Here is a 25,055-nt window from a genome sequence, read left to right on the forward strand (position 1 = left end):
CCGGCGGCGCCGGGGCGAACGCCGCGGCCCGGCGCAACGTCGGCGGGCTGCTGCTCCTCGCCGGGCTGCTGCTCTCCGTCGGCGAGGTGGTCCGGCTGGACATGGGCGTGGACTTCGCGCTGGTGATCCCGGCACTGGGCTGGTGGTGGCTGCGCCGGCGGCCCGGCGTGTGGCACTTCGTCGCCGGTGCGGTGGTCGGCGGCGGGCTGGGGTTCCTCGACGCCCGGTACGTGACGTTGCCGTACGTGCTGGTGAACTGGGCGTCGGTCCGGCTCATGATCGTGGCACTGGTCGTCGTGCCGGTCTGCACCGTCGCGGCGGTGGCGGTGGCGCGACGGCGCCGCGGCGACATCCGGCGGCGGCGTTGGTGGCGCTTCGCGCCTCCGGCCGCCGCCGCGGTCACGGGCGTGCTGGCCCTGGCGCTGGCCGCCCGGCCGCTGCTGTACACCGATCATTCGATCACCGATCCGAACACGATCGACTATGTGGCGTCGCACCAGGAGCGGTTCGGCCTGGCGGTCGACGGCACCCGCGGCTACGCCGAGGCGACGGTGTCGTGGTTGTCGTGGTACGTGGGCTGGCCGACGCTGGCACTGGCCGGGGCCGGCGTGGCCGGGGCCGTGTACGCCGCCGTCCGCGGCCGTGGCTGGCGGCTGCTGCCGGTCCTGCTGGTGTACGGCGGGTCGGCGCTCGCGACGCTGCTGCGCCCCGCGATCACACCCGACCACCCGTGGGCGGACCGCCGGCTGGTGGTGGAGGTACTCCCGGCGGTCGTGGTGTTCGCCACCTGGACGCTCGCGGAACTGGTACGCACCGGCCGGGCGCGGCGACACGCGCCGGTGACCGGTGCGTGGAGGGTGCTCGCGCGGTTGTCCGGGCCGTCGCCGGCCGGTCGGGTCACCCGTGCGGCGGTGCTGCTCGCACTGGCGGCGCCCGCCCTGCTCGTCACGGCCCACCTGGGGCCGCACCGCACGGAGCTGGGCGAGCCGGCCGCCGCGGCGCAGGTGTGCCGAGCCCTGCGGCCGAACGACTCGGTCGTGCTCATGGACTCCCAGTGGGCACCCACCATCCGCAACCAGTGCGGCCTGCCGGTCGCGACCCTGCAGAACCCGACGGTGGAGCGGATGCACCGGCTGGTGGTCAGCATCCGGATGGCCGGCCGCGATCCCGTGCTGATGTCGTCGTCCACGTTGACGCTGCTGCCGTACGGCCGGCCGCTGGACCGGATCGTCTACCTGGACACGCGGGAGGACCAGCACCAGCTCGTCCGGCGGCCGACCGGGACCGATCCGCGGCGGCTGGAGTGCTGGCTCGTGCGGCCATGAACCCACCCATACATCCAACGCGCTGAACGAGGCAACCGATGAACCACACCACGACCCGCACCGCCGGCCCGGACGCAACGGCACAACCCGGCCGCGACAGCCCGCTCGACGTCACCGTCGTGCTGCCGTGCTACAACGAGGCAGCCCACGTCCAGACCGAGATCGACCGGATCTGCGCGGCGCTGGACGCGGCCGGCTACCGCTACGAGCTCCTCGCGATCGACGACGCGTCCACCGACGCCACGCTCGACGTGCTCCGCATGGCGGAACTGTCCCGGCCACAGGTGAAGGTGGTGGCGCTGCACCGCAACAGCGGTGCCGGCACCGCCCGGCGGGTCGGCACCAGGATGGCCCGTGGCGACATCGTCGTGTGGACCGACGCCGACCTGACCTACCCCAACGAGCGCATCCCCGAGCTCGTCGGCATGCTGCGCGAGGACGCCAGCGTCGACCAGGTGGTCGGCTCCCGCACGTCCGAGCAGGGCAGCCACCGCCTCCTGCGGATCCCCGCGAAGTGGGTCATCCGGAAGATCGCCGAGTGGCTGGTGGGGCAGCCGATCCCCGACCTCAACTCCGGGCTGCGGGCGTTCCGGCGCAGTGTCGCCGCACCCTACCTGCGGCTGCTGCCACCGGGGTTCTCGTGCGTCACCACGATCACGATGGCGTTCCTGTCCAACCAGCACGACATCGCGTACCTGCCGATCGACTACGGCAAGCGGGCCGGGAAGTCCAAGTTCCGGTTCGTCACCGACGCGTACCGGTACCTGCTGCAGGTGCTGCGCATGGTGATGTACTTCAACCCCCTGAAGGCCCTGATGCCGCTCACCCTGGCCCTGCTGGGCCTCGGCGTGGCGAAGAGCATCTTCGACGTCACGGTCCACCCGCTCCGCCTGGCGACCAACACCATCATGGTGTTCCTCACCGGACTCATCATCGGCTCGCTCGCCCTGCTCGCCGACCTGATCGTCCGGTCCCGCCCCGACGTGTGACCCCGGCCGTCAGCGGCGGCGCCGCGCCCGGTCGCCGGCTCAGGTCAGCGGCAGCCGTGCCCGGGCCACCAGGCCCGGCCCGGCCGCCGGGAACGGGCGCTGCAGGAGCCGGAACGGCGCTGTCGCCCACCGGTTCAGCGCTCCGCGCAACGCACCGGACGGCTGGAACAGACGCCCCGACGCGGCGGTCCGCTCGGCGACGGGCGACGTCCGCAGCGCGCGCAACCGGCGCCGCGCGAGCACATTGCGCCCGGCCTCCAGGGTGTACCCCAGCGGCACACCGTACTGACGCAGTTCGATGTCGACCAGGCCGGCGCCGCCGAGCAGGGCCCGCAGCGGCTGCGGGTCGTAGCGGCGGATGTGACCGACCAGTTCGTCCGCCGCGGCGAAGCGACGCTGATGCGCGGGCACGGACAGCAGCAGCCATCCACCGGGGCGCAGCCGGCCCGCCCAGGCGGTCACCGCGGCCACGTCGTCCTCGAGGTGTTCCAGTACCTCGAATGCGCACACCAGGTCGAACCGCCCGGCTTCGAGGTGCTCCAGCCGGACGTTGCGGACGTGGCCCGAACCCGCGTGGGCGAGGCGCTGTTCGGCGACGGCGAACGAGGCCGGGTCCGGCTCGATGCCCAGGTAGCGATAGCGCTGCGCGAGCCGCGCCCCGAGACCGCCCTGGCCGCAGCCCACCTCGAGGACGTCCGTGACGCCGGGCGGGAACATCCGCGTGACGACGTCCAGCCGCAGCCAGGCGTTCGGTGACAACGGTGCCACCGAGTCCAGCCGCCACGGGGACAGGGGGCCGGACGTCACAGGGCGGTCGGGCATCGGCTCTCCTGTCGACTCATGCTGATGCGCGGGCCTTTCGTGGTGCGTCGTCACGGCAGGCGTGCAGCCGGTCCCACAGCGGTGCGACAACCTCGGCCGCGCCGAACCGTTGCCCGGCGAGGCGGTACGCCGCCTCGCGCAGCCGGGACAGCTCGGCCCGGTCCGCGGCGAGACCGCGCAGCGCCTCGGCCAGGGCCTGCGGGTCACCGGGCGGCACCAGCAGCGCGGCGTCGCCGAGCACCCGCCGCTGCGGCTCGGTGTCCGAGGTGATGACGGCACAGCCGGCCGCCGCGCCCTGGAACACCTTGTTCGGCACCACCCGCATCGCCTTGGCGGTGGTGCCGAAGATGCCCAGGCACACGTCGTGCGCGGCGACCACCGCCGGCAGGTCCGCCGCCGCGACCCAGGGCAGCCACCGCACGTCCCGCTCCCCGGCGGCGGTTCGGGTGGCCGCCTCGTCCTGGCCGTGTCCGATCATCGTGAACGCCACGTCGTCGTCGGCGAGCAACCGCGCCGCCGTCCCGATCGTCGCGGTGCCCTGCAGGGGCGTGTACAGCCCGAAGAACACCACCCGCAGCGGTGCGCCCGGCGCGGCCGCGGCGGCCGGGCCGGCCGACTCGCCCGCGTCGAACCAGGGGGCGGGCGCGCCGACGGCCACCACCAGACCGCGGTCGCGGAACCGGTCCGGCAGCGCCGCGCGGTGCTCCTCCGTGTCGACCACGACGATGTCCGCCCGGCGCAGGGCGGCGCGGTCGACCATGGCGAGGATCCGGCCCCGCAGCCGGCCGCCGAGCCGCCGGTCGGCCGCGGTGTCGCCCACCCCGGTCATGTGGTCCAGCACGATCGGCACCCGCCGGAACAGCAGGCGCGCGAGGTGGACGTCGAGCAGTCCCAGGTAGCCGACCACGACGGCGTCCACCGGGCCGCACCGGCGCGCGGCCCGGGCCAGCGTGGCCCACCGCCGGGCGACGCGCAGCAGCAGCAACGGCGCCCGCCACGGCCGCGCCAGCGTCGCGACCCGTGCGGCGGTGTCGACGCCGAGCGGGGCGTTGCACTCCCGCACGTCGGCGCCGCGACGGCGCAGCCCTTCGCGAAGCACGCCGACCCGGGGATGCGTTCCGGTGTCGTACGTGCCGAAGAGCAGGACCCGCATGGCGGCCAGCCTAGTCAACCCGGCGCGCGACCCGTCGGCCGCCAGGCGCCCGCCCACATGCTGGCCGGAGCGCCTCCCCTCCGGAACGCGGGCGGTGCGGCCGGACGGCGGCTACGTGCGGCGCGGTAGGCTCGCCCGGTGTCCGACCCCGACGTGGCCGGCGATGCCGCCGGTGCGCCGGTCGCCACCGCCCGCTTCGGCCCACGACCCGTTCTGCGGCGCCTGGCCGCCGCGGCCGGCAGCCGATGGGTCCGGTGGGGCTTCCTGGCCGCGGTCGTCGGCGCCGGCGGCTACGCCATCGCGTCGGAGTGGAAGGCCGTCGTCACCGCCCTGACCGGCATCGGCCCGGCGGCGACCCTCGGCGCGGCCGTCACGGTGATCCTCGGACTCCTCGCCACCCTGCAGGTGTGGCGGGTCCTGCTGGCCGGGCTCGGTTCGCCGCTGCCCCCGGCCACCGCGGCCCGCATCTTCTTCGTGGGGCAGCTCGGCAAGTACCTTCCCGGGTCGATGTGGCCCGTGCTCGCCCAGATGGAGCTCGCCCGGGCCAGCTCGGTCCCCCGCAGCCGGACGGCGACCGCAGCCGTGCTGACGATCGCCATCTCACTCGGTGCGGGCCTGCTCACCGGACTGGCCGCGCTGCCGCTGCTCGGCGACGGCTACCTGTGGGTGCTCCTCGCCGCACCGCTGTGCGTCGCCATGCTGCACCCCAGGGTCGTCAACGCCGTGATCGCCGTGCTGTTGCGGGTGACCCGCCGCCCGCCGCTGCCCCGGCCGCTGCCCGGCCGCGCCATCGCCGCGGCCCTGCTGTGGGCCCTGCTGTCCTGGTTGCTGCTCGGCGCCCACGTCTGGTTCCTCGGCCTCCCGCTCGCCGGGGACACCACCGGCCTGGCGATGGCATCGATCGGCGGGTTCGCGCTGGCCTGGAGCGCGGGGTTCCTCGTGGTGCTGGCGCCCGCCGGCGCGGGAGTACGGGAAGTGCTGCTCATCGCCGCACTGAGCACGCAGCTGGACACGGCCCAGGCAGCCGCCGTCGCCGTGGTCTCCCGGGCGCTCATGAGCGCCGCGGACCTCGCCCTGGCCGGTGCTGCCGCCGTGACCACCCGCGCCTCGACGCGCGGCCCCGCGCCGCAGCCGCGGCCGGAGCCGGAGCAGCCGCTGCCGGTCGCCGGCGACGACGGCGGGTCGTAACGCGTTCGGGCCGGGCCGGTGCGTAATTCGCGATCCGGACAATTGGCGCCGGCGGCGCCGGCGCCAATTCTTCACCGAATCCCCGGTGGGGGCGCTGCACACATCTGCGGCCAGTTTTTGGCGCAGGCGTCCACAGCGGACGGCAGGACTATTCGCCGGCGCCGGGTGGTCGCACCAGGTGTTGATAGCGGGGCGAACTCGCCCCGTAGATGGTGAAGTTGAGCCGGGCATCCGCGAGGCTCAGGTCGCCGTTGCGGCTGTCCGGCACCACACCGGCATGGACGTCGCTGCGGCCGTCGTCGGTCCAATAGCAGATGGGGCACGTAGTGCATCCGGTTCGGTACCCACAACACGGGCACCGGGGCAAGGTCGGCTGAGCCACGCGGCAAGGCTTCCACATTCGTGGCGGCGGCGCCACGGCGCGCATCCGCCGCGCGGCACGGCCAGCGATCGCCGGTTCGACACCGGGACCGCCGGGCTGGTGTATGGTGTCGCGATCCCTCGGGCCTGAGTGGGGCGGGTGTGATCGGGCGCGGAGCGAGGCAGCGGTCGGCGATCGCCACCGACGACGGTGTCACACCGGCCGGCCCACGCGGTGAGCGGTGCCATGCTGTCGCGCTCACCGCATTGGTACTCGCCGCGTCGCTGCTGTACGCGATCGTCTCGCTCAACCGGTACCGGACGTGGCGCGCATCGACCTACGACCTCGTCATCTTCGACCAGGCCGTGCGGTCCTACGCCCAGGGCCGGCTTCCGCTGGCGATCGTCAAAGGCGTCCACAACGGATTCGGCCCCGACTTCAGCGTGCTGGGCGATCACGTGTCCCCGGTCCTCGTCCTGCTCGCCCCGCTGTATCTGATATATGACGACCCCCGCACGCTCCTCGTCGCGCAGGCCGTCCTGCTGGCCTGCGCGATCGTGCCGCTGTGGCGGTTCGCCCGGCGTGAGCTGGGGGTCACCGCGGCGTACGGTGCCGCCACGGCGTACGCGCTGTCGTGGCCGGTGGCCGGTGCGGTCGACTTCGACTTCCACGAGGTCGCCTTCGCTCCGCTGTTGCTGGCAGTGCTCTTCGACCAACTCTCCATGCTGCGCCGCGGGGTCGGGCGCAGGTGGCGGCTCGCGCTGGCCGCCGTGGCCGTGCTGGGGGTCAAGGAGGATCTCGGGCTGGCCCTGGCCGGTGTCGGGCTCTGCCTGCTGCTGCCGTACCGCGGCCGGCGGCCGGAACGCGGCGATCTGCTGCTCGGACTCGGTTTCCTGCTCGGCGGGCCCGCCTACACCGCGTTCGCCACGCAGGTGATCATTCCCGCGTTCGGTGGCCGGCCCGACTACTACTGGTCGTACGACCACCTCGGCCCCACCGTTCCGGCCGCGCTGTGGCACGTCGTCAGCCAGCCGGTCGACGCCTGGTACACCGTGACCCACCCGGCGACGAAGATCAACACCATGCTCCTGCTCCTGGCCGTCGGCGCGCTCACACCGCTGGTGTCGCCCTACCTCGCGGTCACACTGCCGTTGCTGGCCGAACGGATGCTCTCCGAATCCCCGGGCTGGTGGGGCACCGGCGCGCAGTACAACGCGTTCCTGGTGATCCCGCTGCTGTGCGCCGGCGTCGACGGGGCGGCCCGGATCGCCCGCCGCCGGCCGTCCCGGCCGGTCGCCGCCGCCTGGACCGTCACCGTGGTGACCGTGGCCGCGGCGGCGCTTCCCAGCTTCGCCTTCGGTGCACTGTTCCGTACCTCGACCTGGCAGCAGACCGCCGACATGCGCGCCGCGGCCCACGCCGCGGCCCAGATCCCCGACGGGGCACTGGTCGAGACCGCCTCCAGCATCGGACCACACCTGACCAGCCGCACCCGGGTGCTGCTGTGGGACCGGACCCCCCGCTGGGCACCCTGGGTCGTCGCCGACATCGCGCGAGCACAGTTCCCGTTCTGCGGCATCGACGACCAGCGCGCACGGGTCGAGCTGCTGCGCAGCCACGGCTACCGGATCGTCTTCCAGGAGCAGGACTTCGTGGTGCTGCACGACCCGTCCGCCGTGCCCGAACTGCTCGCCCCGCCCGCCCCGCCGTGCACCTGACCGGCAGCGTCAAGCCCCGGCCCGGTTTCGTCATGGGATCGCCATGAAAGCGCGCGACGTCCGCCACACGACCGGTGGACCCTGCAGATATGCAGGTAGATCCGGTGTCGCAAGGCCGCGCTGCCCCGGCCGCCGCCGCCGGCGACAGCGTGGAGGTGCACATCGCCGGGCGCGTGGACGTGGCGTCGATCCGCCGGCACCAGGCGGTCCTGGCGCAGGCGCTCGACCTGCGCCCGCGCTGTGTCGTCGTCGACCTCTCACGGTGTACGGGTGTCGACGCGACCGGGATCGGCGTCCTGCTCGACGCGCATCGGGCGCTGTGGTCCGAGGGCAGTCGCCTCACGCTGCGGGCGGTGCCGCCGGAGGTGTGGCGGATGTTCGTCCTCGCCCGGGTGGACCACGTGTTCGACGTTCGCGGCGGCCCGGCGGATGCGGGCGGCCCACCCGGCCTCAGCCCGGATGACCCGCACCGGCATCTGCCGACCGGATGACACCGGCCGGGACCGACGCCCGGGCGCAATCGTCACACGACCGACACATTGTTGCACTCCTACAACATTAGGCCGGCAATACGGGACGATTGCCCGGGTGCCGCCGCATACTCGACACAGCACCGGCGCCGCACGCCGGGTCGGCCGAAGGAGACGTCGGAGCGCTCATGCTGCTGGAAGGCCGCTATCGCCTGATGCGCACGCTCGGCGTCGGCGGAACCGCCGAGGTCTGGTCGGCGCACGACGAGGTGCTGCGCCGCAGGGTCGCCGTCCGGCTGCTCCGGGCCGACCGGCAGGCGGCCGCGGAGCGGTTCCTGGAGGCGGGACGGCTCGGCGCGCGGCTCGCGCATCCCGGCATCGCGGCCGTCTACGACGTCGGGGTCGCCGACCTGCCGGGCCGGGGCGCCACACCGTACATCGTGATGGAGTTCGCCGACGGCGACCGCCCCGGCGGACCGAACCCTTCCGGCTGGCGCGCTGCCGCACACGTCGCGGCGCAGCTCGCCGATGCCCTGGCCCACGCGCACGGGCAGTGGGTGGCCCACGGCACACTGCGCGCGGCGAAGGTCGTCCTGACGAGCGTCGGCGTCAAGCTCATCGGCTTCGGCGTCGACGTCGCGACGGACTTCGACGCACCGGCCGGTGACGTCCGCGCGCTCGGCCTGTTCCTGGCACCGTCGGCCGGTCCCGGCGCTCCCCCGCAACTGGCCGAGCTCGTCGCGCGGTGCCTGCACGAGGACCCGGCACGCCGACCTGGCGCCGGCGAGGTCGCCCGGCACCTCGACGGCATCGCCGCGGCGGACACCGCGCCGGCACCCGAGCCCGCCGCCGTGCCGGAGCCGGTGCGGACCGCAGGGTCGCGACGATGGGTGCGGCGAACCTCGGTCGTCGCCGCGGTCGCCGCCGGCGCGGTGCTGACCCTGTTCACCCTCGCCCAGGCCGCACCGGGGGCGATCCCCTGGTTCGACCGGTTGCCGCAGCACGCCGGGGTGCCCGCCCCGACCGACGACGCCTGCGAGGATCCTCCGCTCGCGCAGCGATTCTGCGCACCGGCCCGCACACCGTCACACCGGCCGCAGACCAGCGCATCGCCGAGCGCATCGGGCAGCGCATCGGTCAGCGCATCGGTCAGTTCGTCGCGGACCGCGCGGCCGGTACACCCGAACCCGTCGCCGTCGCCGACCCCCACGGCGTCGGCGTCGACCGGTTCGCCCGCGCCACCTGACGCCTCCGCGTCGGCGACGCCCGCACCGTCAGCGTCCACGACGGAGTAGGCGGCAGGTCCTACCGAACCAAGCAAGCGCTTGGTACGGTAGCGCATGCGGTTCGGCATCCTCAGTCCCGTCGTCTTCCGCCCGCCCGGACAGTTCAGCGACTGGGAGACCGGCGCGGGCACGGCCGAGCTCGTCCAGGTCGCCGAGGCGGCGGACCGGCTCGGCTACCACCACCTCACCTGCAGCGAGCACGTCGGCGTGCCGGCCAGGATCGCCGCGCGGGCGAACGGTACCTACTGGGACCCGCTGGCCACCCTGGGCTTTCTCGCGGCACGCACGACGGGCATCCGGCTGGCCACCCACGTCCTCGTGCTCGGCTACCACCACCCGCTGGAGATCGTGAAGCGCTACGGGACCCTCGACCTGCTCAGCGGCGGCAGGGTGGTCCTCGGGCTCGGGGTGGGCAGCCTGAAAGAGGAGTTCGCCCTGCTCGGGGCCGACTTCGACGGCCGCGGCGCCGCCGCCGACGACGCGATCCGGGCGATTCGCGCCGCCTGGGGACAGCCGCTGCCCGAGTACGAGGGCACCCACTACACCTTCCGGGACTTCCTCATCGATCCGCACGCGCCCCGGCGCCGGGTACCGCTGTGGGTCGGCGGGTACACCCGCCGCTCGCTGCGGCGGGCCGTCGAACTGGGCGACGCCTGGGTCCCGTTCGGCCTGCCGCCCGAGCAGATCACCACCATGCTGGCCGAGGTCGACCGGCCGGAGGGCTTCGACGTGATCCTCACGCCGCCGCCGCTGGACCCGATCACGGACCCGGGCGGCGCCCGCCGCCACGTCGAGCAGCTGCACGCGGCCGGGGCCACGATGATCAACATCGTCCTGCGCCACCGCAGCGCCGAGCACTGCGTCGAACAGCTCGCGGCCTTCCGGCAGCTCTTCGCGCAGGCGGAGTGGTCCGCCGGCCGCGAGCCGGCCGGCAACGCCTGACACCCGTCGACGAAGAGGGAGGCACGGCATGCCGGACCACGACGAGGCGATCGCCGAACTGCAGCGCCGGGTGCGGGACCTCGAGGACCGGCTGGCCCTCATGCAGATCCTCGCCACGTACGGTCCCGCCGTGGACAGCGGTTCGCCGGCCCCGACCGCGCGGCTGTGGACCGACGACGGCGTCTACGACACCTATCCGGCGGTGCTGCACGGCCGCGCGGCCATCGCCGGCATGGTGACCGGCGAGCTGCACCAGCGGTTGATCCACTCCGGCGCCGCCCACCTGCAGGGCCTGCCGCACCTGGAGGTGGACGGCGACCGGGCCGTCGCCACCGCCTACTCGCAGCTGGTACTGCGTGACGAGGCGACCGGCGGCTACCGGATCTGGCGCACGGGCGCCAACCGCTGGGAGTTCGTCCGCACCGCGCAGGGCTGGCAGGTCACCCACCGGGTCAACCGCCAGCTCGACGGCGACGCCGAGGCCCGGGACCTGCTCGGCGCGGCGGTCGACGAGCGCCACACCCAGGACGGCGACTGACGCGCGGTCACCTCCAGCCGCGCAGCAACGCGCGTCGGGAGAAAGCCGGCTGGAATCGCGGCAGCAATCACCGAGCGGTGCAGAACCCACGTTGGAACATCTCATCCGGCGAGCGAGTCCGCCGCACTGCCGCGCTGCGTATCGCCGTGGCGCCGATCCGACCGCCCGACGCGGCCTGACGTGGTCTGACATGGTCCGATGTGGCCATCGCGGCGCAGTGGCACCGATTGCGCAACCGTCAGCCGAGTATCGGACGGCGTCAAGACCGGCGCTGGAACCGGCCTATTCGAAGCCGTTCCGCCCGACGTCGGCGCCGGGGTGACCGGCGATAACGCCATTGATTGAGGCGAACAAATACCGCGCGCCGAAATCCCGCCGTAACACGTAACAGTCCGGTCACGACGGCTTTCCCGGCGCGCATCGCCTCACGTACGGTGCCAGTGGCCGGAGGTCAGACCTCCGTCCTCAGGCCTTCAAACCATGCCGACGTGAGGTGGACGCGTGCAGGAACCCGCCGCCCGGTACGGGGGATACAAGTCGTTCGACTACCTGGCCCCCCACACCGACTACAAGGTGTTCGAACTGGCCCCGCAGCTGGGCCGGGTGCCCGAGCACGACCTCGGGCTCTCCGACAGCCAGCGGGAGCGGGTCGCCCGGCTGCTCCGCGAGCACGCCGCGATCTCGCTGCACGAGCACCCCAAGATCCTTCCGGCCGACGTCTCGCAACTGCGCGACTACAACCGCACCGGACGCAACGCCTTCGGGTTCGAAGGACTCGCGCGGTCCGGCCTCACCGCCGTCTTCGACAACTTCATGAACGGCACCGGCTGCGTCACCAGCGAGCACGCCTGGAAGTGGGACGACGTCATCTACGACATCGGGCTGCGCTTCGCCGACGTCGCCAAGCAGGACTACGTGGTGGTGGCGACCACCCTCGACGAGATCTTCGCGGCCCAGCGCGACGGCCGGCTCGCCCTGGTGGCGGGGCTGGAGGCGGCCACGATGATCGAGAACGAGCTGGACCGGATCGACATCCTGTACGGCTTCGGCGTCCGCCAGATGGGCATCGCCTACAGCCAGGCCAACATGCTCGGCAGCGGGCTCTCCGAGGAGCGCGACGGCGGCCTCACCCACTTCGGCCGCCGCGCCGTCGACCGGATGAACAAGCTCGGCATCGCCATCGACATCTCGCACTCCGGCGACCAGACGTCCCTCGACGTGATCGAGGCCAGCCGGGTGCCGGTCTTCATCACCCACGCCGGCTCGCGCACGGTCTGGGACACGCCCCGGATGAAGCCGGACGACGTGATCCGCGCGTGCGCCGAGCGCGGCGGCGTGATCGGCATCGAGGCCGCCCCGCACACCACCCTGTCCGCGAAGCACCCGCACCACTCGATCGAGTCGGTGATGGACCACTTCACCCACTGCGTCGAGCTGGTCGGCATCGACCACGTGGCGTTCGGGCCGGACACCAACTTCGGCGACCACGTCGGCCTGCACGACAGCTTCGTCGGCCACCTGGCGATCGGCCGGGCGCACGGCGCGGTCGACCACCCGCGCGTGCCGTACGTCGCCGGGCTCGAGAACCCGGCCGAGTGCTTCAGCAACATCGTCGGCTGGCTGGTCCAGCACGACTACTCCGATGACGAGATCGCCAAGGTCATCGGCGGCAACATCATTCGCGTTCTTCGGGAGGTTTGGTGAGGAAGATGAGCAAGGCCGCCGTCGCGCTCGGTGCGGCGGTCGCCCTGGCCCTGTCGGGCTGTGGGCTCAACGAGGACAACGACTCGTCGAGCGGCAGCAGCGGCGGCGACAACGCGGTGCTGCGGATCGGCACCACGACCGACGTCTCCAACTTCAACCCGCTGCAGTCGCTGAGCAAGACCGACTCCTGGATTCTCAACGCGATGTACCCGCACCTGCTGCGGATCGACGAGAACGCCAAGAAGGCGCCGGAGCTGGCGAAGGAGTACAGCTACGAGGACGCCGGCAAGACCGCGGTGTTCAAGCTGCGTGACGACTTCTTCTGGACCGACGGCAAGCCGGTGGTCGCCGACGACGTCAAGTTCAGCGCCGAGTCGATCATGAAGTACAAGCTCGGCAACGTCGCCGCGAAGCTCACCTGGGTCACCTCGGTCGAGGCACCGGACCCCACGACGGTGAAGTTCCACCTCTCCCAGGCGTACGCGCCGTTCGCGGAGGGCGTCGGCTTCTGGATGTCGGTCGTGCCCAAGCACGTCTTCGAGTCCGCCGGCGACCTGTCGAAGTTCGCCAACGACGCCAACTGGGTCGGCGCCGGGCCGTTCGTGCTGGAGAGCGCCACCAAGGGCCAGCGCTACGTGATGAAGCGCAACGACAAGTACCCGCTCGCGCCCGGCGGCAAGGCGGCCGTCAGCAAGGTCGAGTACCGCATCTACCCGGACGTCAACACGATGATGCTGGCGCTGCGCAACGGTGACATCGACCTGATGGGCACCCCGGTGCCGACGTCGGCGGCGAAGACCTTCCAGGGCGACTCGAAGATCAAGCTGGCGAAGGTCGGTGCGCTCGGCTTCGCCCACCTGACGTACAACATGAACAACAAGGACCTGGCAAAGCCGGAGGTCCGGCAGGCGCTGTCGATGGCGGTCGACACCAAGGCGATCATCGCCTCGGTGCTGCAGGGCGACGCGCAGCAGATGGCCGGTCCCATCTCGCCGATCTTCGCCGAGTACGACAACACCGAGATCCAGCCGTACCCGTTCGACCCGGCCGGGGCGAAGGCGAAGCTGACCGCGGCGGGCTACAAGGACGGCAACGGCGACGGCTTCTTCGACGGGCTGGAGTTCGGCGTCGCCTGCGACCAGTCGAACGCCAACATCACCCGGGTGGTGCAGCTGTTCCGGGAGAGCGCCGAGCAGGCCGGCATCAAGCTGAAGAACGAGTGCGTCGAGCGGAACACCTTCCTGAGCCGTACCAAGGACGGCAAGTACGACATCGACGCGTCGCAGTGGGGCGTCTTCGACAACCCGATGGACCAGCTGCGCAGCACGTACCTGTCCAGCAACCCGGGCGGGATCAACTACAACCTGCTCAAGTCGGCCGAGATGGACCGGCTGATCAACGACGCCGCCGGCACCACCGACCACGCCGCCTTCGTCGAGAAGATCAAGAACATCGACCAGGTCGTGCACGAGCAGGCGTACCTGACCCCGCTGTACGTGGAGAACTTCCAGTTCGCCTACAACGCCGGCAAGTTCCAGGGCTTCGTCGCGTCGCCCTCCGACCTGCTCGGCATGGTCACCGCGTACTCGCTCGCCCAGGTCAAGCCGGTCGGCTGACCGGCCGACGCCAGAGGAAGAAAGGAGGGGGTCCCCCGTGGCACGCTTCGTGCTCAACCGGGCGCTGAAGGCCGTACTGACGATCTGGATAGCGATCACCGCAACGTTTTTCCTGCTCCGGCTGCTCCCGGGGGACCCCACGACCCTGATGGTCGAGGGCGACATGACCCCGGAGATGCGGGCCGCCCTGCTCAAGACGTACGGCCTGGACCGGCCGCTGTTCGAGCAGTACGTCGCGTACCTGCGCGAGCTGCTGCACGGCAACTTCGGGATCTCGTTCCGGCAGATCCAGCCGGTGAGCGAGATCCTCCTCGACCGGCTGCCGTGGACGCTGCTGCTGGCCGGCACCGCGTTCGTCCTCACCATCGCCATCGGCATCCCGATCGGCGTGTTCGCGGCGGCCCACCGCGACCGCTGGCCCGACAAGGTGCTGCAGGGCTTCGGCATCGGCGGGCACGCGCTCTTCGTGCCCAGCGTCGCCATGCTGCTGCTGGTCTTCGTCGGCGCCCGGCTCGGCTGGTTCCCGATCGGCGGGGCGATCGACCCCGACACCCGGGGCGCCGCCGCCTATCTCAGCCTGGCGCACCACCTGGTGCTGCCGGTGCTCTCGCTGGTCCTCGTGCAGCTCGGCCCGTACGCGCTGACGCTGCGCACCAACCTGGTCGACGTCCTCGGCGAGGACTACATCCGCGCCGCCCGCGCCCGCGGCCTCTCCGGCCGCCGCCGGCTGTGGAAGCACGCCCTGCGCAACGCGATCCTGCCCGCGCTGACCCTGATGGGCCTCCAGCTCGGCACGCTGGTCGGCGGCGCCGTGCTCACCGAGACCGTGTTCGCCTACCCCGGGGTCGGCCGGCTCATCTACGAGGCCGTCGGGCAACGCGACTACCCCGTCCTGCAAGGAGCGTTCATCATGCTCGCGATCACCGTCGTGGTTGCCAACGCGCTCACCGACCTGCTCTACGCCGTGCTCAACCCGAGGATCCGGCTGTGAGCGCCCCGCTCATGCCGGAGTCGGCGGCGGCAGCGGCCCCCACCGCCCGGCCGGCCTGGCGTGCCTTCCTGCGGCAGCCCTCCGGGCTGCTCGCGGCGACGGTGCTGGCGGTGATGGTGCTCGTCGCGCTCGCCGCCCCGCTGATCGCCGACGAGCCCGGCGGCACGGGCGCCGACGTGCTGCAGGGACCCACGGGCGGGCACTGGTTCGGCACCGACGACCTCGGCCAGGACATCTTCGCCCAGGTGGTCTGGGGCACCCGGACCAGCCTGATGATCGGCGTGGCCGCCTCGCTCATCGCGATCGTGCTCGGCACCGCGATCGGCCTCGCCTCGGCGCACTTCCGGCCGGTCGACGCCGTCGGCACGGTCGTCACCGACGTGATGCTGGCCCTGCCGACCCTCCCCCTGATGATCATGCTGGCCGCGATCGTCAACCCGAGCGTCTGGACGCTCACCGTGATCATCGGCGTCTTCGCCTGGCCCGAGGTGGCCCGGCTGATCCGCTCGCAGGGCCTGGTCGTCTCCGCGATGCCCTACATCGACGGCGCGCGGGTGCTCGGCGCGAGCGGCTGGCGGATCGTCACCCGCGAGATCCTGCCCGCGGTGGTCCCGCTGATCGTGGTGAGCGTGCTGCTGACCGCGTCCCGCGCGGTCATCTCCGAGGCCGGGCTGAGCTTCCTCGGCCTCGGTGACCCCGACTCCTGGTCGTGGGGGCGGATCCTGCTCAACGCCCAGCGCAGCGGCGTGGTCGCCATCGCCTGGTGGCAGACGCTGTTCCCGTCGCTGGCGATCCTGCTGCTCGTCCTTGCCGCCACCGTGGCCGGCATGCGCTTCAACGACATCCGCGACCCCCGCCGCAACGGAGGCTGACCCGTGCGCCTGCCCGACAGTTTCTACTCCTCCGTCCGCGCCGAGCTGACCGAGGCGCTCGGCGAACGCGGCCTCGACGGCTTCCTCGCCACCTCCCCCGCCGACGTGGCGTACCTCTGCGGGTTCTTCTACATCGCCACCGAGCGGCCGGTGTACCTCTGGATGCCGCGCTCCGGCGACCCGCTGCTGGTGATCCCGCGCCTGGACGAGGAGTACGCGGCCCAGCAGCACGTCACGGTCGAGACGGTCAGCTACTTCGAGTACCCCGGCGTGGTCACCGCCGAGCAGACGCTCGCCGCGGCGCTGGCCGGCCGCGGGGCGCGCCGGATCGGGGTGGGCGGCGGCGTGCCGGTCGGGGCGTTCCGCGCGCTGTCGACGGCCCTCGGCGAGCACACCACCCTGGAGACCACCGACGCGGTGGCCAGGCTGCGGCTGCGCAAGCGGCCCGAGGAGATCCCGTTCCACGAGGCGGCGGCGCGCATCTGTGACGAGATGCTGGCCGCGGGCCGGGAGCTGATCGCCGACGCGCTGCGCCGGGGCGACGAACTGCCCCGGGAGGACGAGATCGCCCGGCACGTCATCGGCTACGGCACGGACCGGATGTACGCCGACTACGACCTGGTCGTCTACACCACCAAGCTCGCCGGTGGGCTGGTCTACGCCGGGCCGAACTCGGCGCTGCCGCACGGCCTGCCGACGCGGCGGCGGGTCCGGCCCGGCGACACCCTGATCCTCTCGCTCGGCGCGGCGGTGGCGAGCCGGTTCGTGGAGAGCGAGCGGACGTTCGTGATCGGCGAGCCGACGACGGAGCAGCGGCGCTACTACGAGGCCGACCGGGAGGCGCAGGAGGTCGGCACCCAGGCGATGGTGGCCGGGCGGACCTGCGCCGAGGTCAACACGATCTGCCTGGACGTCCTGCGGGGCCACGGTCTCGGCGACTACATCCGGCACCGGCAGGGCCACGGCATCGGGCTGCAGAACCACGAGCCGCCGTGGGTCGAGGACGGCGACCACACCGTCCTGGCCCCCGGGATGCTGCTGTCCAGCGAACCCGGCGTGTACGTGCCGGGGCACGCCGGCTACCGCATCTCCGACACGGTGCTGGTCGAGGCGGCCGGACCGCGCCGGCTCACCAGCTACCCCCGCGACCTGGCGTCCACCGTCATCGAGGAGGTCCGATGAGTTTCCATGAGCGACTGACCGTCAACGGCGCCGAGCTGGTGGTCGAGGCGTTCGGCCCGCAGGACGGGCCGGCGATGATCGTGCACCACGGCGCGCCGGGGCTCGGCTCCCGGTCCGAGCCGAAGCGGTCGTTCGGCCCGTTCGCCGACACGTTCCGGGTCATCGTCTTCGACGCCCGCGGCTCCGGCGAGTCCAGCGACCACGAGCCGTTCACCCACGCGCAGTGGGTCGCCGACGTGGACGCGATCCGCGCGTACTTCGGCCACGAGCGGATCGTCATGGCCGGCGGGTCGTACGGCGGGTTCATCGCGCTGGAGTACGCCGTCGCCCACCCCGACCGGGTCTCGGCGCTCGTCCTGCGGGACACCGCGGCCGACCGGGCGCACGACCACCTCGCCGTCGAACGGGCGAGGTCCACCGACCGGACCGTCATTCCACAGTGGGCGATCGACCGGATCGGTACCGGCCGGTTCGAGAGCGACGAGCAGCTCCGCGAGTACTGGAAGGCGATCCTGCCGCTCTACGACCACCAGCACGACCCGGCGAAGGACGCCGCCCGGCTGGCCTCGACCCGGTTCCACTACCGGACGCACAACGCGGCGTTCGGGCACAACATGCCGCGGTACGACCTGAAGCCGAAGCTCCCGTCGATCACCTGCCCGACCCTGGTCACCGTCGGCCGGCACGACTGGCGCACCCCGGTGGCAGCCTCGGAGACCATCGCGGAGCTGATCCCCGACGCCCGCCTGGTCGTGTTCGAGCAGTCCGGCCACTCCCCCCAGCTCGAGGAGCCGGAGCTGTTCCAGCGGACCGTCCGGGACTTCCTGGCCGAGGCCGGGGTCGCGTGATGGCGCTGCTGGAGGTCGAGGACCTGCGGGTCAGCTTCCCCGGGCCGGGCGGCGCGCCGGTACGGGCGGTCAACGGTGTGTCCCTCGCCCTGGAGCCCGGGCAGACGCTGGCCATCCTCGGCGAGTCCGGCTCGGGCAAGAGCGTCACCGCGCAGGCGGTCATGGGCATTCTCGACGCGCCCCCGGCACGGGTCAGCGGATCGGTGCGGCTGCGCGGCCGGGAACTGCTGACGCTGCCGCCGAAGCAGCGCGACAAGGTCAGCGGCGAGGAGATCGGCATGGTCTTCCAGGACGCCATGGCCGCGCTGAACCCGGTCTACACGGTCGGTGAGCAGCTCGGCGAGCTGCTGCGGGTCCGGCGTGGACTGTCGCGTTCGGACGCCCGGCGGCGCGCGGTCGAGCTGGTCGACCGGGTGCGCATCCCGGCCGCCAAGGACCGGGTGCGCGACTACCCGCACCAGTTCTCCGGCGGGATGCGGCAGCGCATCATGATCGCGCTGGCCATCGCGCTCGAACCGGCCGTGCTGATCGCCGACGAGCCGACGACCGCGCTGGACGTCACCGTGCAGGCCCAGGTGATGGGGCTGATCGCCGAGATCCAGCGGGACAGCGGGATGGCCCTGCTGCTCATCACGCACGACCTGGGCGTGGTCGCCGAGGTCGCCGACGACGTGGCGGTGATGTACGCCGGCCGGCTCGTCGAGCGGGCCACCGTGGAGCAGGTCTTCGCCGGCCCGGCCCACCCGTACACCGAGGGGCTGCTCGCCTCGATGCCCCGGGTCGACCGGCGCGACGAGGAGCTGTACGCGATCCCCGGCGCACCGCCGAACCCGGCGCGGCTGCCGGCCGGCTGCCCGTTCCATCTGCGCTGCCCGCGCGCCGACGACATCTGCCGGACCACGCTGCCGCCCCTGTCGCCGCTGCCGCACGGCCGGGCCAGCGCCTGCCACCACAGGGAGGAGCTGCTGCATGTCAGCCACCGATGACCCGGTGCTCCGGGTCGACAACCTGGTCCGGCACTTCCCGGTGAAGGGCCGGCTGCCGTTCACCTCCGGCGGCGTGGTCAAGGCCGTCGACGGGGTGTCCTTCGAACTGCGGCGCGGCGAGACCCTCGGGGTCGTCGGCGAGTCCGGCTGCGGCAAGAGCACGCTCGCCCGGATGCTGGTCGGGCTGGACCGGCCGACGTCCGGGGAGGTGCGCTTCGGCGACGCCGTCGTGCACACCGCGCGGGGTCGCCGGCTGCGGGAGCTGCGCCGGCGGATCCAGATCGTGCTCCAGGACCCGTACACCTCGCTGAACCCGCGGCGCACCGTGCGTGACATCCTGCTCCAGCCGTTCGAGATCCACCCGGACGTGGTGGACCGCCGGCGCCGGCTCGACCGGGTCAACGAGCTGCTCGACCTGGTCGGTCTCGACCCGTCGCTGCACCTCGACCGCTATCCGCACCAGTTCTCCGGCGGTCAGCGGCAGCGCATCGGCATCGCCCGGGCGCTCGCCCTGCGGCCCGACGTCATCATCTGCGACGAGCCGGTCTCCGCGCTCGACGTGTCGGTCCAGGCCCAGGTGGTCAACCTGCTGGAGCGACTGCAACGCGAGCTCGGGGTGGCGTACGTCTTCATCGCCCACGACCTGTCGGTGGTCCGGCACATCTCGGACCGGGTGGCGGTGATGTACCTCGGCAAGCTCGTCGAGAACGGACCCGAGGCGCCGCTGTACGACGCGCCGCAGCACCCCTACACCAAGGCGCTGCTGTCGGCGGTCCCGGTACCGGAGCCCGTCGGGCGGGCCGAGCGGCAGCGGATCCTGCTCGCCGGCGACCCGCCGAGCCCCGTCGACCCGCCGTCCGGCTGCCGGTTCCGGACCCGCTGCTGGCAGGCGTCCGAGACCTGCGCCCACGTCGAGCCGCTGCTGACCGGCGGCGGGCACTCGGTCGCCTGCCACTACCCGCTGCCCGCCGCATAAGGAGAATGTGCTGTGCTGCAAGAACCCGCCACCCGGTACCAGGGCCACAAGTCCTACTCGTACCTCGAGCCGCACGTCGACTACCGTGACTTCGACCTGGCTGCGGAGGTCGGCCGCGTACCCGAACACGACCTCGGGCTCGCCGACGCGCAGCGGCAGCGGGTGGCCCGGCTCCTCGCCGAGCACATCGCGATCTCGCTGCACGAGCACCCCGTGGTCCTGCCCGCCGACGTGCGGCAGCTGCGCGCCTACAACCGCACCGCGCGCCAGCGGACCGGGTACGAGGGTCTCGCCCGCTCCGGCCTGACCGCGGTCTTCGACAACTTCATGGCCGGTGCCTCCTGCGTGACCAGCGAGAACGGCTGGAAGTGGAACGACCTCATCTACGCGCTCGGGATGCGGATGAGCGACCTCTACAAGCAGGACCACGTGCGGCTCGCCACGTCCGTCGACGACATCCGGGCCGCCAAGGGCGACGGCCGGCTCGCCCTGGTCGCCGGGCTGGAGTGCAGCAGCCCGATCGAGAACGAGCTGGACCGCATCGACATCCTGTACGGCTTCGGCGTGCGTCAGCTCGGCATCGCGTACAGCCAGGCGAACATGCTCGGCGGCGGGCTCTCCGAGCCGCGCGACGGCGGGCTGACCCACTTCGGCCGCCGCGCCGTCGACCGGATGAACAAGCTCGGCATCGCCATCGACGTCTCGCACAGCGGCGACCAGACCTGCCTGGACGTGATCGAGGCGAGCCGGGTGCCGGTGTTCATCACCCACGCCGGCGCACGCTCGGTGTGGGACACCGCGCGGATGAAGCCGGACGAGGTGATCCGCGCCTGCGCCGAGCGGGGCGGCGTGATCGGCATCGAGGCGGCGCCGCACACCACGCTGTCGGAGCAGCACCCGGAGCACTCGATCGAGTCGGTGATGGACCACTTCACGTACTGCGTCGACCTGGTCGGCATCGACCATGTCACGTTCGGGCCGGACACGATGTTCGGCGACCACGTCGGGGTGCACAACACGTACGCGGGCAACTACGCCCACGACAGCGGCAAGAAGCCGGCGCACCCCCGGGTGGAGTACGTCTCCGGCCTGGAGAACCCGGGCGAGGCGTTCGGCAACATCGTCGGCTGGCTCGTCAAACACGACTATTCGGACGACGAGATCGCCAAGGTCATCGGTGGGAACACCCTGCGCGTGCTCGAACAGGTCTGGTAGGGACCGGCGCTACTACACTGCGTACGGCGGAGAGGTGGGACTGAATGGCTCGGCGCGAAACCGCGCTCCAGGCCGCGCAGATGCAGCTGCGCGAGTTGATCGGCAGCGAGTTCCTGAGCGGTGACAAGCTACCCAACGAACGGGAGCTCGCGGACCGGTTGGCGGTCAGCCGCGCCACCGTGCGCGAGGTGCTCGGCCAGCTCGCCGCCGAGGGCCTCCTGACCCGTTCCTGGGGTGTCGGCACGTTCGTCCGGGACCCGGCGGAGCGGGTCCCGGTGTCGATCAGCGACGTTACCGCGCTGCGCGACCGCATCACCGCCTCGGGCCACAGCCCGGCCCTCCAGGACGCGTCGGTGAGCCGCACCGCCTGCCCGGACGACTGCGCCAAGGTGCTCGGGCTGACGCCCGGCGACCAGGTGTGGCGCGTCGACCGCCTCTTCGCCGTCGACGGGGTGGCCGCGGCCTGGATCCGCGACCACCTCCCGCTCACCGTCGGCGGCCGGGACCTCGACCCGTCGGGCCTGCTCAGCATCGACCACGACATGTTCGAGTTCCTGGCCGGCGCCACCGGCATGCCGGTCCGCCGCGCCGAGATCGACTTCGCCGCGGTCCTGGCCGACGAGGAGGCCGTCGGCCGCCTCGGTGTGCCGCTCGGGCACCCGCTGGTGAGCGCCACCCAGATCGGCTACACGGCCGAGGAGCTGGCCCTCTTCCACGGCCACATCACGGTGCGCACCGACGTCCTGACGCTGCGGATCACCCGCTCCGGCTGACCGCCGCGCGGGCCCGCCGGCCCGCCGCCATCGACGAGCGGCCGGGTTCAGCCGATACAGACGATGTTGCCGGCCCGGTTCCGGCCGCAGAATCCGCGCATGAACTCCTGGTTGACGACCGTCGGGCTGCCGGTCGCGCTCGGCATCGTGATGCTCGGTCTGGGGCTCGGCCTCACGGTCCAGGACTTCCGCCGCGTGCTGGCGTATCCGAAACTCGTCGTCATCGCGCTCGGCTGCCAGGTCGTGCTGCTCCCGGCGGCCTGCTTCGCGCTGGTGCTCGCCTTCGATCTGCAGCCCGAGCTGGCCGTCGGCATGATGCTGCTCGCGGCGTCGCCCGGCGGCACCACCGCCAACCTCTACAGCCACCTCTTCGGCGGTCACGTGGCGATCAACGTGACGCTCACCGCGGTCAACTCCGTGCTCGCGGCGGTCACCCTGCCGGTGGTCGTGAACCTCTCGGCGGAGCACTTCCTCGGCGACGCCGCGTCGCTCGGCCTGCAGTTCGACAAGGTCATCCAGGTCTTCGCGATCGTCCTGGTGCCGGTGTCGGTCGGCATGGCGCTCCGGGCGCGCTTCCCGGACCTGGCCACGCGGCTGACCGGTCCGGTCAAGCTCGTGTCGGTGGTCGTCCTCCTGGCCGTCATCAGCGGCGCCGTCGTCAAGGAGCGCGACAACATCACCGACTACTTCGTCGCGGTGGGCGCCATCGTCCTGATCTTCAACGTGCTGAGTCTCCTGGTCGGGTACGGTGTCCCGCGACTCGCCGGCGTCGGCAGGCCCGAGGCGATCGCCGCCGGCATGGAGATCGGCATCCACAACAGCACCCTGGCGATCGCCGTCGCGATCGGCCCGTCGCTGCTGAACAACACCCGCATGGCGATCCCGGCCGCGGTCTACGGCATCGCCATGTTCTTCACCGCCGCCGCCTTCGGCTACCTGGTCACCCGGCGGCGGGCGGCCACCGGACCCGAGCTCGACCTCGACCCGACCGGGTAGTGCCGCGGCTCGCTCGAAGCCTCCTGGTCGGTCATGACCGTTCCGACGTCAGCACCGAGCGCACCGCGCCGGCGTCCGGCAGGGCCAGGCAGGCAGGCAGTCGCTCGGCCAGGTCGGCCAGGTCGATCTCGCGGAGGCGGGCCTTGACCGCCGGCAGGGCTGCGGGCGAGACCGAGAGCTCCGTGACGCCGAGCGCGGCGAGCACCGGCCCGGCGAGCGGGTCCGCCGCGGCCTCCCCGCACACCCCGACCCGGAACCGCCCCGCGCCGGCGCGGCACACCGCCTCGACGAGCCGGAGCACGCCGGGGTCGAGTGCGTCGCCCAGCGCACTCAGCCCGGCGTGGCCGCGTTCGGCGGCCAGGGTGTACTGGGTGAGGTCGTTCGTGCCGATGCTGACGAAGTCGACGAGCCCGGCGAACGCCGCTGCCTTGAGCGCCGCTGCCGGCACCTCGACCATCACGCCGAGTTCAAGGCCCGGCGGGCGTACCCCGCCCGTCTCGGCCCGCAGCACGTCGGCGAGGAGCACGTGGACCTGCTGCAGCTCGCCGGGGGTGCTCACCATGGGCACCATGATCCCGAGAGGGTGCTCGCGGGCGACGCGCACGAGCGCGGTGAGCTGATCGCGCAGCAGCTGTGGCGCGGCGAGGGTCAGACGCACGCCGCGCACGCCGAGGAAGGGGTTCGCCTCCGGAGTGGTGCGGAGGTACGGCAGGGGTTTGTCGCCGCCGACGTCGAGGGTGCGGAAGGTCACCCGCAGCCCGGGCAGGGCCTCGGCGATCGCGCGGTAGAGCTGTTCCTGCTCGTCCACGTCGGGCGCGGCGGCCCGGTCGAGGAAGAGGAACTCCGTACGCACCAGGCCGGCGCCCTCGGCGCCGAGCCGGGCGGCGTCGAGCGCGTCCTGCACGGAGCCGAGATTCGCCTCGACGTGCACGCGCCGGCCGTCGCGCGTGACGGCGGGCTCGCCGGCCCGGGCCTGCTCGGCGGCAGCACGTTCGCCCTGCTCAGCGGCGGTGGCACGGTAGCGGCCGAGCACGTCGTCCGGGGGGTCGACGAGCAGCAGGCCGGTCGTACCGTCGACGATGAGCGCGGTGGCCTCGGGCAGTTGCAGCACGTCGTCGCCGGCTCCGGCGACCGCGGGGATGCCGCGCGAGCGGGCCAGGATCGCCGCGTGTGAGGTCGCGCTGCCCTGCGCGAGCACGATCGCCGTGACGTGCTCGCGGCTCAGGCCCGCTGCCTGGGCCGGGGTCAGGTCGCGCACCACGAGCACGCCTTCCCCGCTCGGCCCACCGGCACCGCCGCCGGTGAGCTCGGCGAGCACCTGGTCGCCGACGGCGCGTACGTCCTGCCCACGCTCGCGCAGGTAGGGGTCGGCGAGCGCGGCGAATGCCTGCTCGGCGGCGGCGACCGCCCGGGACCAGCCGGCCTCGGCGCTCTGCCCCGCGCGGATCGCGGTCTCGGCGGGGCCGGTGAGCCCGGGGTCGTCCAGGATCGCCTCGTGCGCGGTGAAGATCGCCGCCTCCGCGGCGCCGAGCTCGGCCCGCGTGCTCGCCGCGAGTCCGGCGAGGGTGCGGCGTACCACCTCGCGTGCGTCGTGCAGGCGTCGCAGCTCGACGTCGGCATCAGGCGGCCCGCCGTCTCCGGTGCCGTTGCGGGGTGCGGGCCCGGCGCGCCAGAAGCGTGCCGGGCCGATGCCGATGCCCGGCGAGACCGCCTGTGGGCCAGGGCCGTTCGACAAGCCGTTCACCCGGCCGTTCGTCGCAACGGGACCCGGCGCCGCGGTGAGCAGGTCGTCGTCCCCGAAACCGCTGCGCGCCAGGGTGACCACCGCGTCGAGCGCCTGCCGCGCCGCGGGGCCGGTCGCCTCGACCTGCAGGCGGTGCCCGCGCTGGACGCCGAGGGTGGCCAGTTGCGTCGGGCTCGTCGCCGCGGCTGGGCCGGCGCCGGTCGTGAGGTTGCGCAGGCTCAGCTGCGCGTTGTGCTCGCGCACGAGCGCGACGAGCCGGGCGACCGGTCGGGCGTGCAGGCCGTGCGGGTTCTCCACCGTGATCTCCGCGCGGGCCACCGGCTCGGCGGGCAGCGCACCCGAGCCGGTGGCGGCGCCCAG

Annotated in this window: 23 protein-coding genes; 19 read left to right on the forward strand and 4 right to left on the reverse strand. The window is 72.7% G+C overall.

The annotated features are described in order from the left end of the window. On the forward strand, nt 1-1,325 hold a 1,325-nt coding region (locus tag ABZS66_RS46150), incomplete at its 5' end, for a hypothetical protein (protein ID WP_354769393.1). A gap of 38 nt (nt 1,326-1,363) precedes the next feature. After that, nucleotides 1,364-2,314: a glycosyltransferase family 2 protein gene (locus ABZS66_RS46155; protein WP_354769394.1), complete on the forward strand. Its 951-nt coding sequence runs from the start codon at nt 1,364-1,366 to the stop codon at nt 2,312-2,314. Between the two features lie 39 nt (nt 2,315-2,353). On the opposite strand, the gene ABZS66_RS46160 is transcribed toward ABZS66_RS46155, so the two are convergent. Together ABZS66_RS46160 and ABZS66_RS46165 are read right to left on the reverse strand one after the other, a co-directional pair. Next, entirely contained in the window at nt 2,354-3,136 is a 783-nt protein-coding gene (locus tag ABZS66_RS46160; RefSeq protein ID WP_354769395.1) for a class I SAM-dependent methyltransferase, read from the reverse strand. Between the two features lie 16 nt (nt 3,137-3,152). Next, entirely contained in the window at nt 3,153-4,289 is a 1,137-nt protein-coding gene (locus ABZS66_RS46165; protein WP_354769396.1) for a glycosyltransferase, read from the reverse strand. A 138-nt stretch (nt 4,290-4,427) separates the two neighbouring features. On the opposite strand from ABZS66_RS46165, the gene ABZS66_RS46170 reads away from it, so the two are divergent. After that, nucleotides 4,428-5,477, forward strand: coding sequence for a lysylphosphatidylglycerol synthase domain-containing protein (locus ABZS66_RS46170; RefSeq protein WP_354769397.1), 1,050 nt, complete (start codon nt 4,428-4,430; stop codon nt 5,475-5,477). 148 nt (nt 5,478-5,625) lie between these two features. On the opposite strand, the gene ABZS66_RS46175 is transcribed toward ABZS66_RS46170, so the two are convergent. Next, nucleotides 5,626-5,904, reverse strand: coding sequence for a CPCC family cysteine-rich protein (locus ABZS66_RS46175; RefSeq protein WP_354769398.1), 279 nt, complete (start codon nt 5,902-5,904; stop codon nt 5,626-5,628). Between the two features lie 95 nt (nt 5,905-5,999). On the opposite strand from ABZS66_RS46175, the gene ABZS66_RS46180 reads away from it, so the two are divergent. The 16 genes from ABZS66_RS46180 (at nt 6,000) to ABZS66_RS46255 (ending at nt 22,951) form a co-directional block, all read left to right on the forward strand. Continuing rightward, a complete protein-coding gene (locus ABZS66_RS46180) occupies nt 6,000-7,556 on the forward strand; it encodes a DUF2079 domain-containing protein (RefSeq protein WP_354769399.1) in 1,557 nt (518 codons plus the stop codon). Between the two features lie 89 nt (nt 7,557-7,645). Beyond that, nucleotides 7,646-8,047, forward strand: a complete 402-nt coding sequence (locus ABZS66_RS46185; RefSeq protein ID WP_354769400.1) for an STAS domain-containing protein — start codon at nt 7,646-7,648, stop codon at nt 8,045-8,047. Between the two features lie 167 nt (nt 8,048-8,214). Continuing rightward, on the forward strand, nt 8,215-9,321 hold the full coding sequence (locus ABZS66_RS46190; RefSeq protein WP_354769401.1) for a hypothetical protein: 1,107 nt from the start codon (nt 8,215-8,217) through the stop codon (nt 9,319-9,321). A gap of 45 nt (nt 9,322-9,366) precedes the next feature. Continuing rightward, a complete protein-coding gene (locus ABZS66_RS46195; protein ID WP_354769402.1) occupies nt 9,367-10,254 on the forward strand; it encodes a TIGR03619 family F420-dependent LLM class oxidoreductase in 888 nt (295 codons plus the stop codon). A gap of 28 nt (nt 10,255-10,282) precedes the next feature. Then, nucleotides 10,283-10,792 carry a nuclear transport factor 2 family protein gene (locus ABZS66_RS46200; RefSeq protein ID WP_354769403.1) on the forward strand — a complete coding sequence of 170 codons (510 nt, stop codon included), beginning with the start codon at nt 10,283-10,285 and terminating at the stop codon, nt 10,790-10,792. 501 nt (nt 10,793-11,293) lie between these two features. After that, nucleotides 11,294-12,496 (forward strand): membrane dipeptidase, encoded by a 1,203-nt coding sequence (locus ABZS66_RS46205; RefSeq protein ID WP_354769404.1) that lies wholly within the window; start codon nt 11,294-11,296, stop codon nt 12,494-12,496. A 5-nt stretch (nt 12,497-12,501) separates the two neighbouring features. Then, nucleotides 12,502-14,112 (forward strand): ABC transporter substrate-binding protein, encoded by a 1,611-nt coding sequence (locus ABZS66_RS46210; protein ID WP_354769405.1) that lies wholly within the window; start codon nt 12,502-12,504, stop codon nt 14,110-14,112. A gap of 37 nt (nt 14,113-14,149) precedes the next feature. Further along, nucleotides 14,150-15,103, forward strand: a complete 954-nt coding sequence (locus ABZS66_RS46215; RefSeq protein WP_190257703.1) for an ABC transporter permease — start codon at nt 14,150-14,152, stop codon at nt 15,101-15,103. Continuing rightward, nucleotides 15,100-15,975 carry an ABC transporter permease gene (locus ABZS66_RS46220; RefSeq protein WP_354769406.1) on the forward strand — a complete coding sequence of 292 codons (876 nt, stop codon included), beginning with the start codon at nt 15,100-15,102 and terminating at the stop codon, nt 15,973-15,975. Before ABZS66_RS46215 ends, ABZS66_RS46220 begins: the two co-directional genes overlap by 4 nt. A 3-nt stretch (nt 15,976-15,978) precedes the next feature. After that, the gene (locus ABZS66_RS46225) at nt 15,979-17,157 is read left to right on the forward strand and encodes a Xaa-Pro peptidase family protein (RefSeq protein ID WP_354769407.1); all 1,179 of its coding nucleotides are present in this window, start codon (nt 15,979-15,981) and stop codon (nt 17,155-17,157) included. Beyond that, nucleotides 17,154-18,005: an alpha/beta hydrolase gene (locus tag ABZS66_RS46230; RefSeq protein ID WP_354769408.1), complete on the forward strand. Its 852-nt coding sequence runs from the start codon at nt 17,154-17,156 to the stop codon at nt 18,003-18,005. Before ABZS66_RS46225 ends, ABZS66_RS46230 begins: the two co-directional genes overlap by 4 nt. Then, the gene (locus ABZS66_RS46235; RefSeq protein WP_354769409.1) at nt 18,005-18,991 is read left to right on the forward strand and encodes an ABC transporter ATP-binding protein; all 987 of its coding nucleotides are present in this window, start codon (nt 18,005-18,007) and stop codon (nt 18,989-18,991) included. The genes ABZS66_RS46230 and ABZS66_RS46235 overlap by 1 nt, the downstream gene beginning before the upstream one ends. Continuing rightward, nucleotides 18,975-19,967 (forward strand): dipeptide ABC transporter ATP-binding protein, encoded by a 993-nt coding sequence (locus ABZS66_RS46240; RefSeq protein WP_354769410.1) that lies wholly within the window; start codon nt 18,975-18,977, stop codon nt 19,965-19,967. Before ABZS66_RS46235 ends, ABZS66_RS46240 begins: the two co-directional genes overlap by 17 nt. A gap of 12 nt (nt 19,968-19,979) precedes the next feature. Further along, nucleotides 19,980-21,182: a membrane dipeptidase gene (locus tag ABZS66_RS46245; RefSeq protein WP_354769411.1), complete on the forward strand. Its 1,203-nt coding sequence runs from the start codon at nt 19,980-19,982 to the stop codon at nt 21,180-21,182. 44 nt (nt 21,183-21,226) lie between these two features. Then, the gene (locus ABZS66_RS46250) at nt 21,227-21,955 is read left to right on the forward strand and encodes a GntR family transcriptional regulator (protein WP_354769412.1); all 729 of its coding nucleotides are present in this window, start codon (nt 21,227-21,229) and stop codon (nt 21,953-21,955) included. 63 nt (nt 21,956-22,018) lie between these two features. Next, on the forward strand, nt 22,019-22,951 hold the full coding sequence (locus tag ABZS66_RS46255; RefSeq protein ID WP_354769413.1) for a bile acid:sodium symporter family protein: 933 nt from the start codon (nt 22,019-22,021) through the stop codon (nt 22,949-22,951). Between the two features lie 31 nt (nt 22,952-22,982). On the opposite strand, the gene ptsP is transcribed toward ABZS66_RS46255, so the two are convergent. Then, nucleotides 22,983-25,055 (reverse strand): phosphoenolpyruvate--protein phosphotransferase (gene ptsP / locus ABZS66_RS46260; RefSeq protein ID WP_354769414.1); only part of this gene is annotated, 2,073 nt, incomplete at its 5' end.

It is taken from the genome of Dactylosporangium sp. NPDC005572 (assembly GCF_040605515.1).
In the GTDB taxonomy this organism is placed as follows: Bacteria; Actinomycetota; Actinomycetes; order Mycobacteriales; family Micromonosporaceae; genus Dactylosporangium.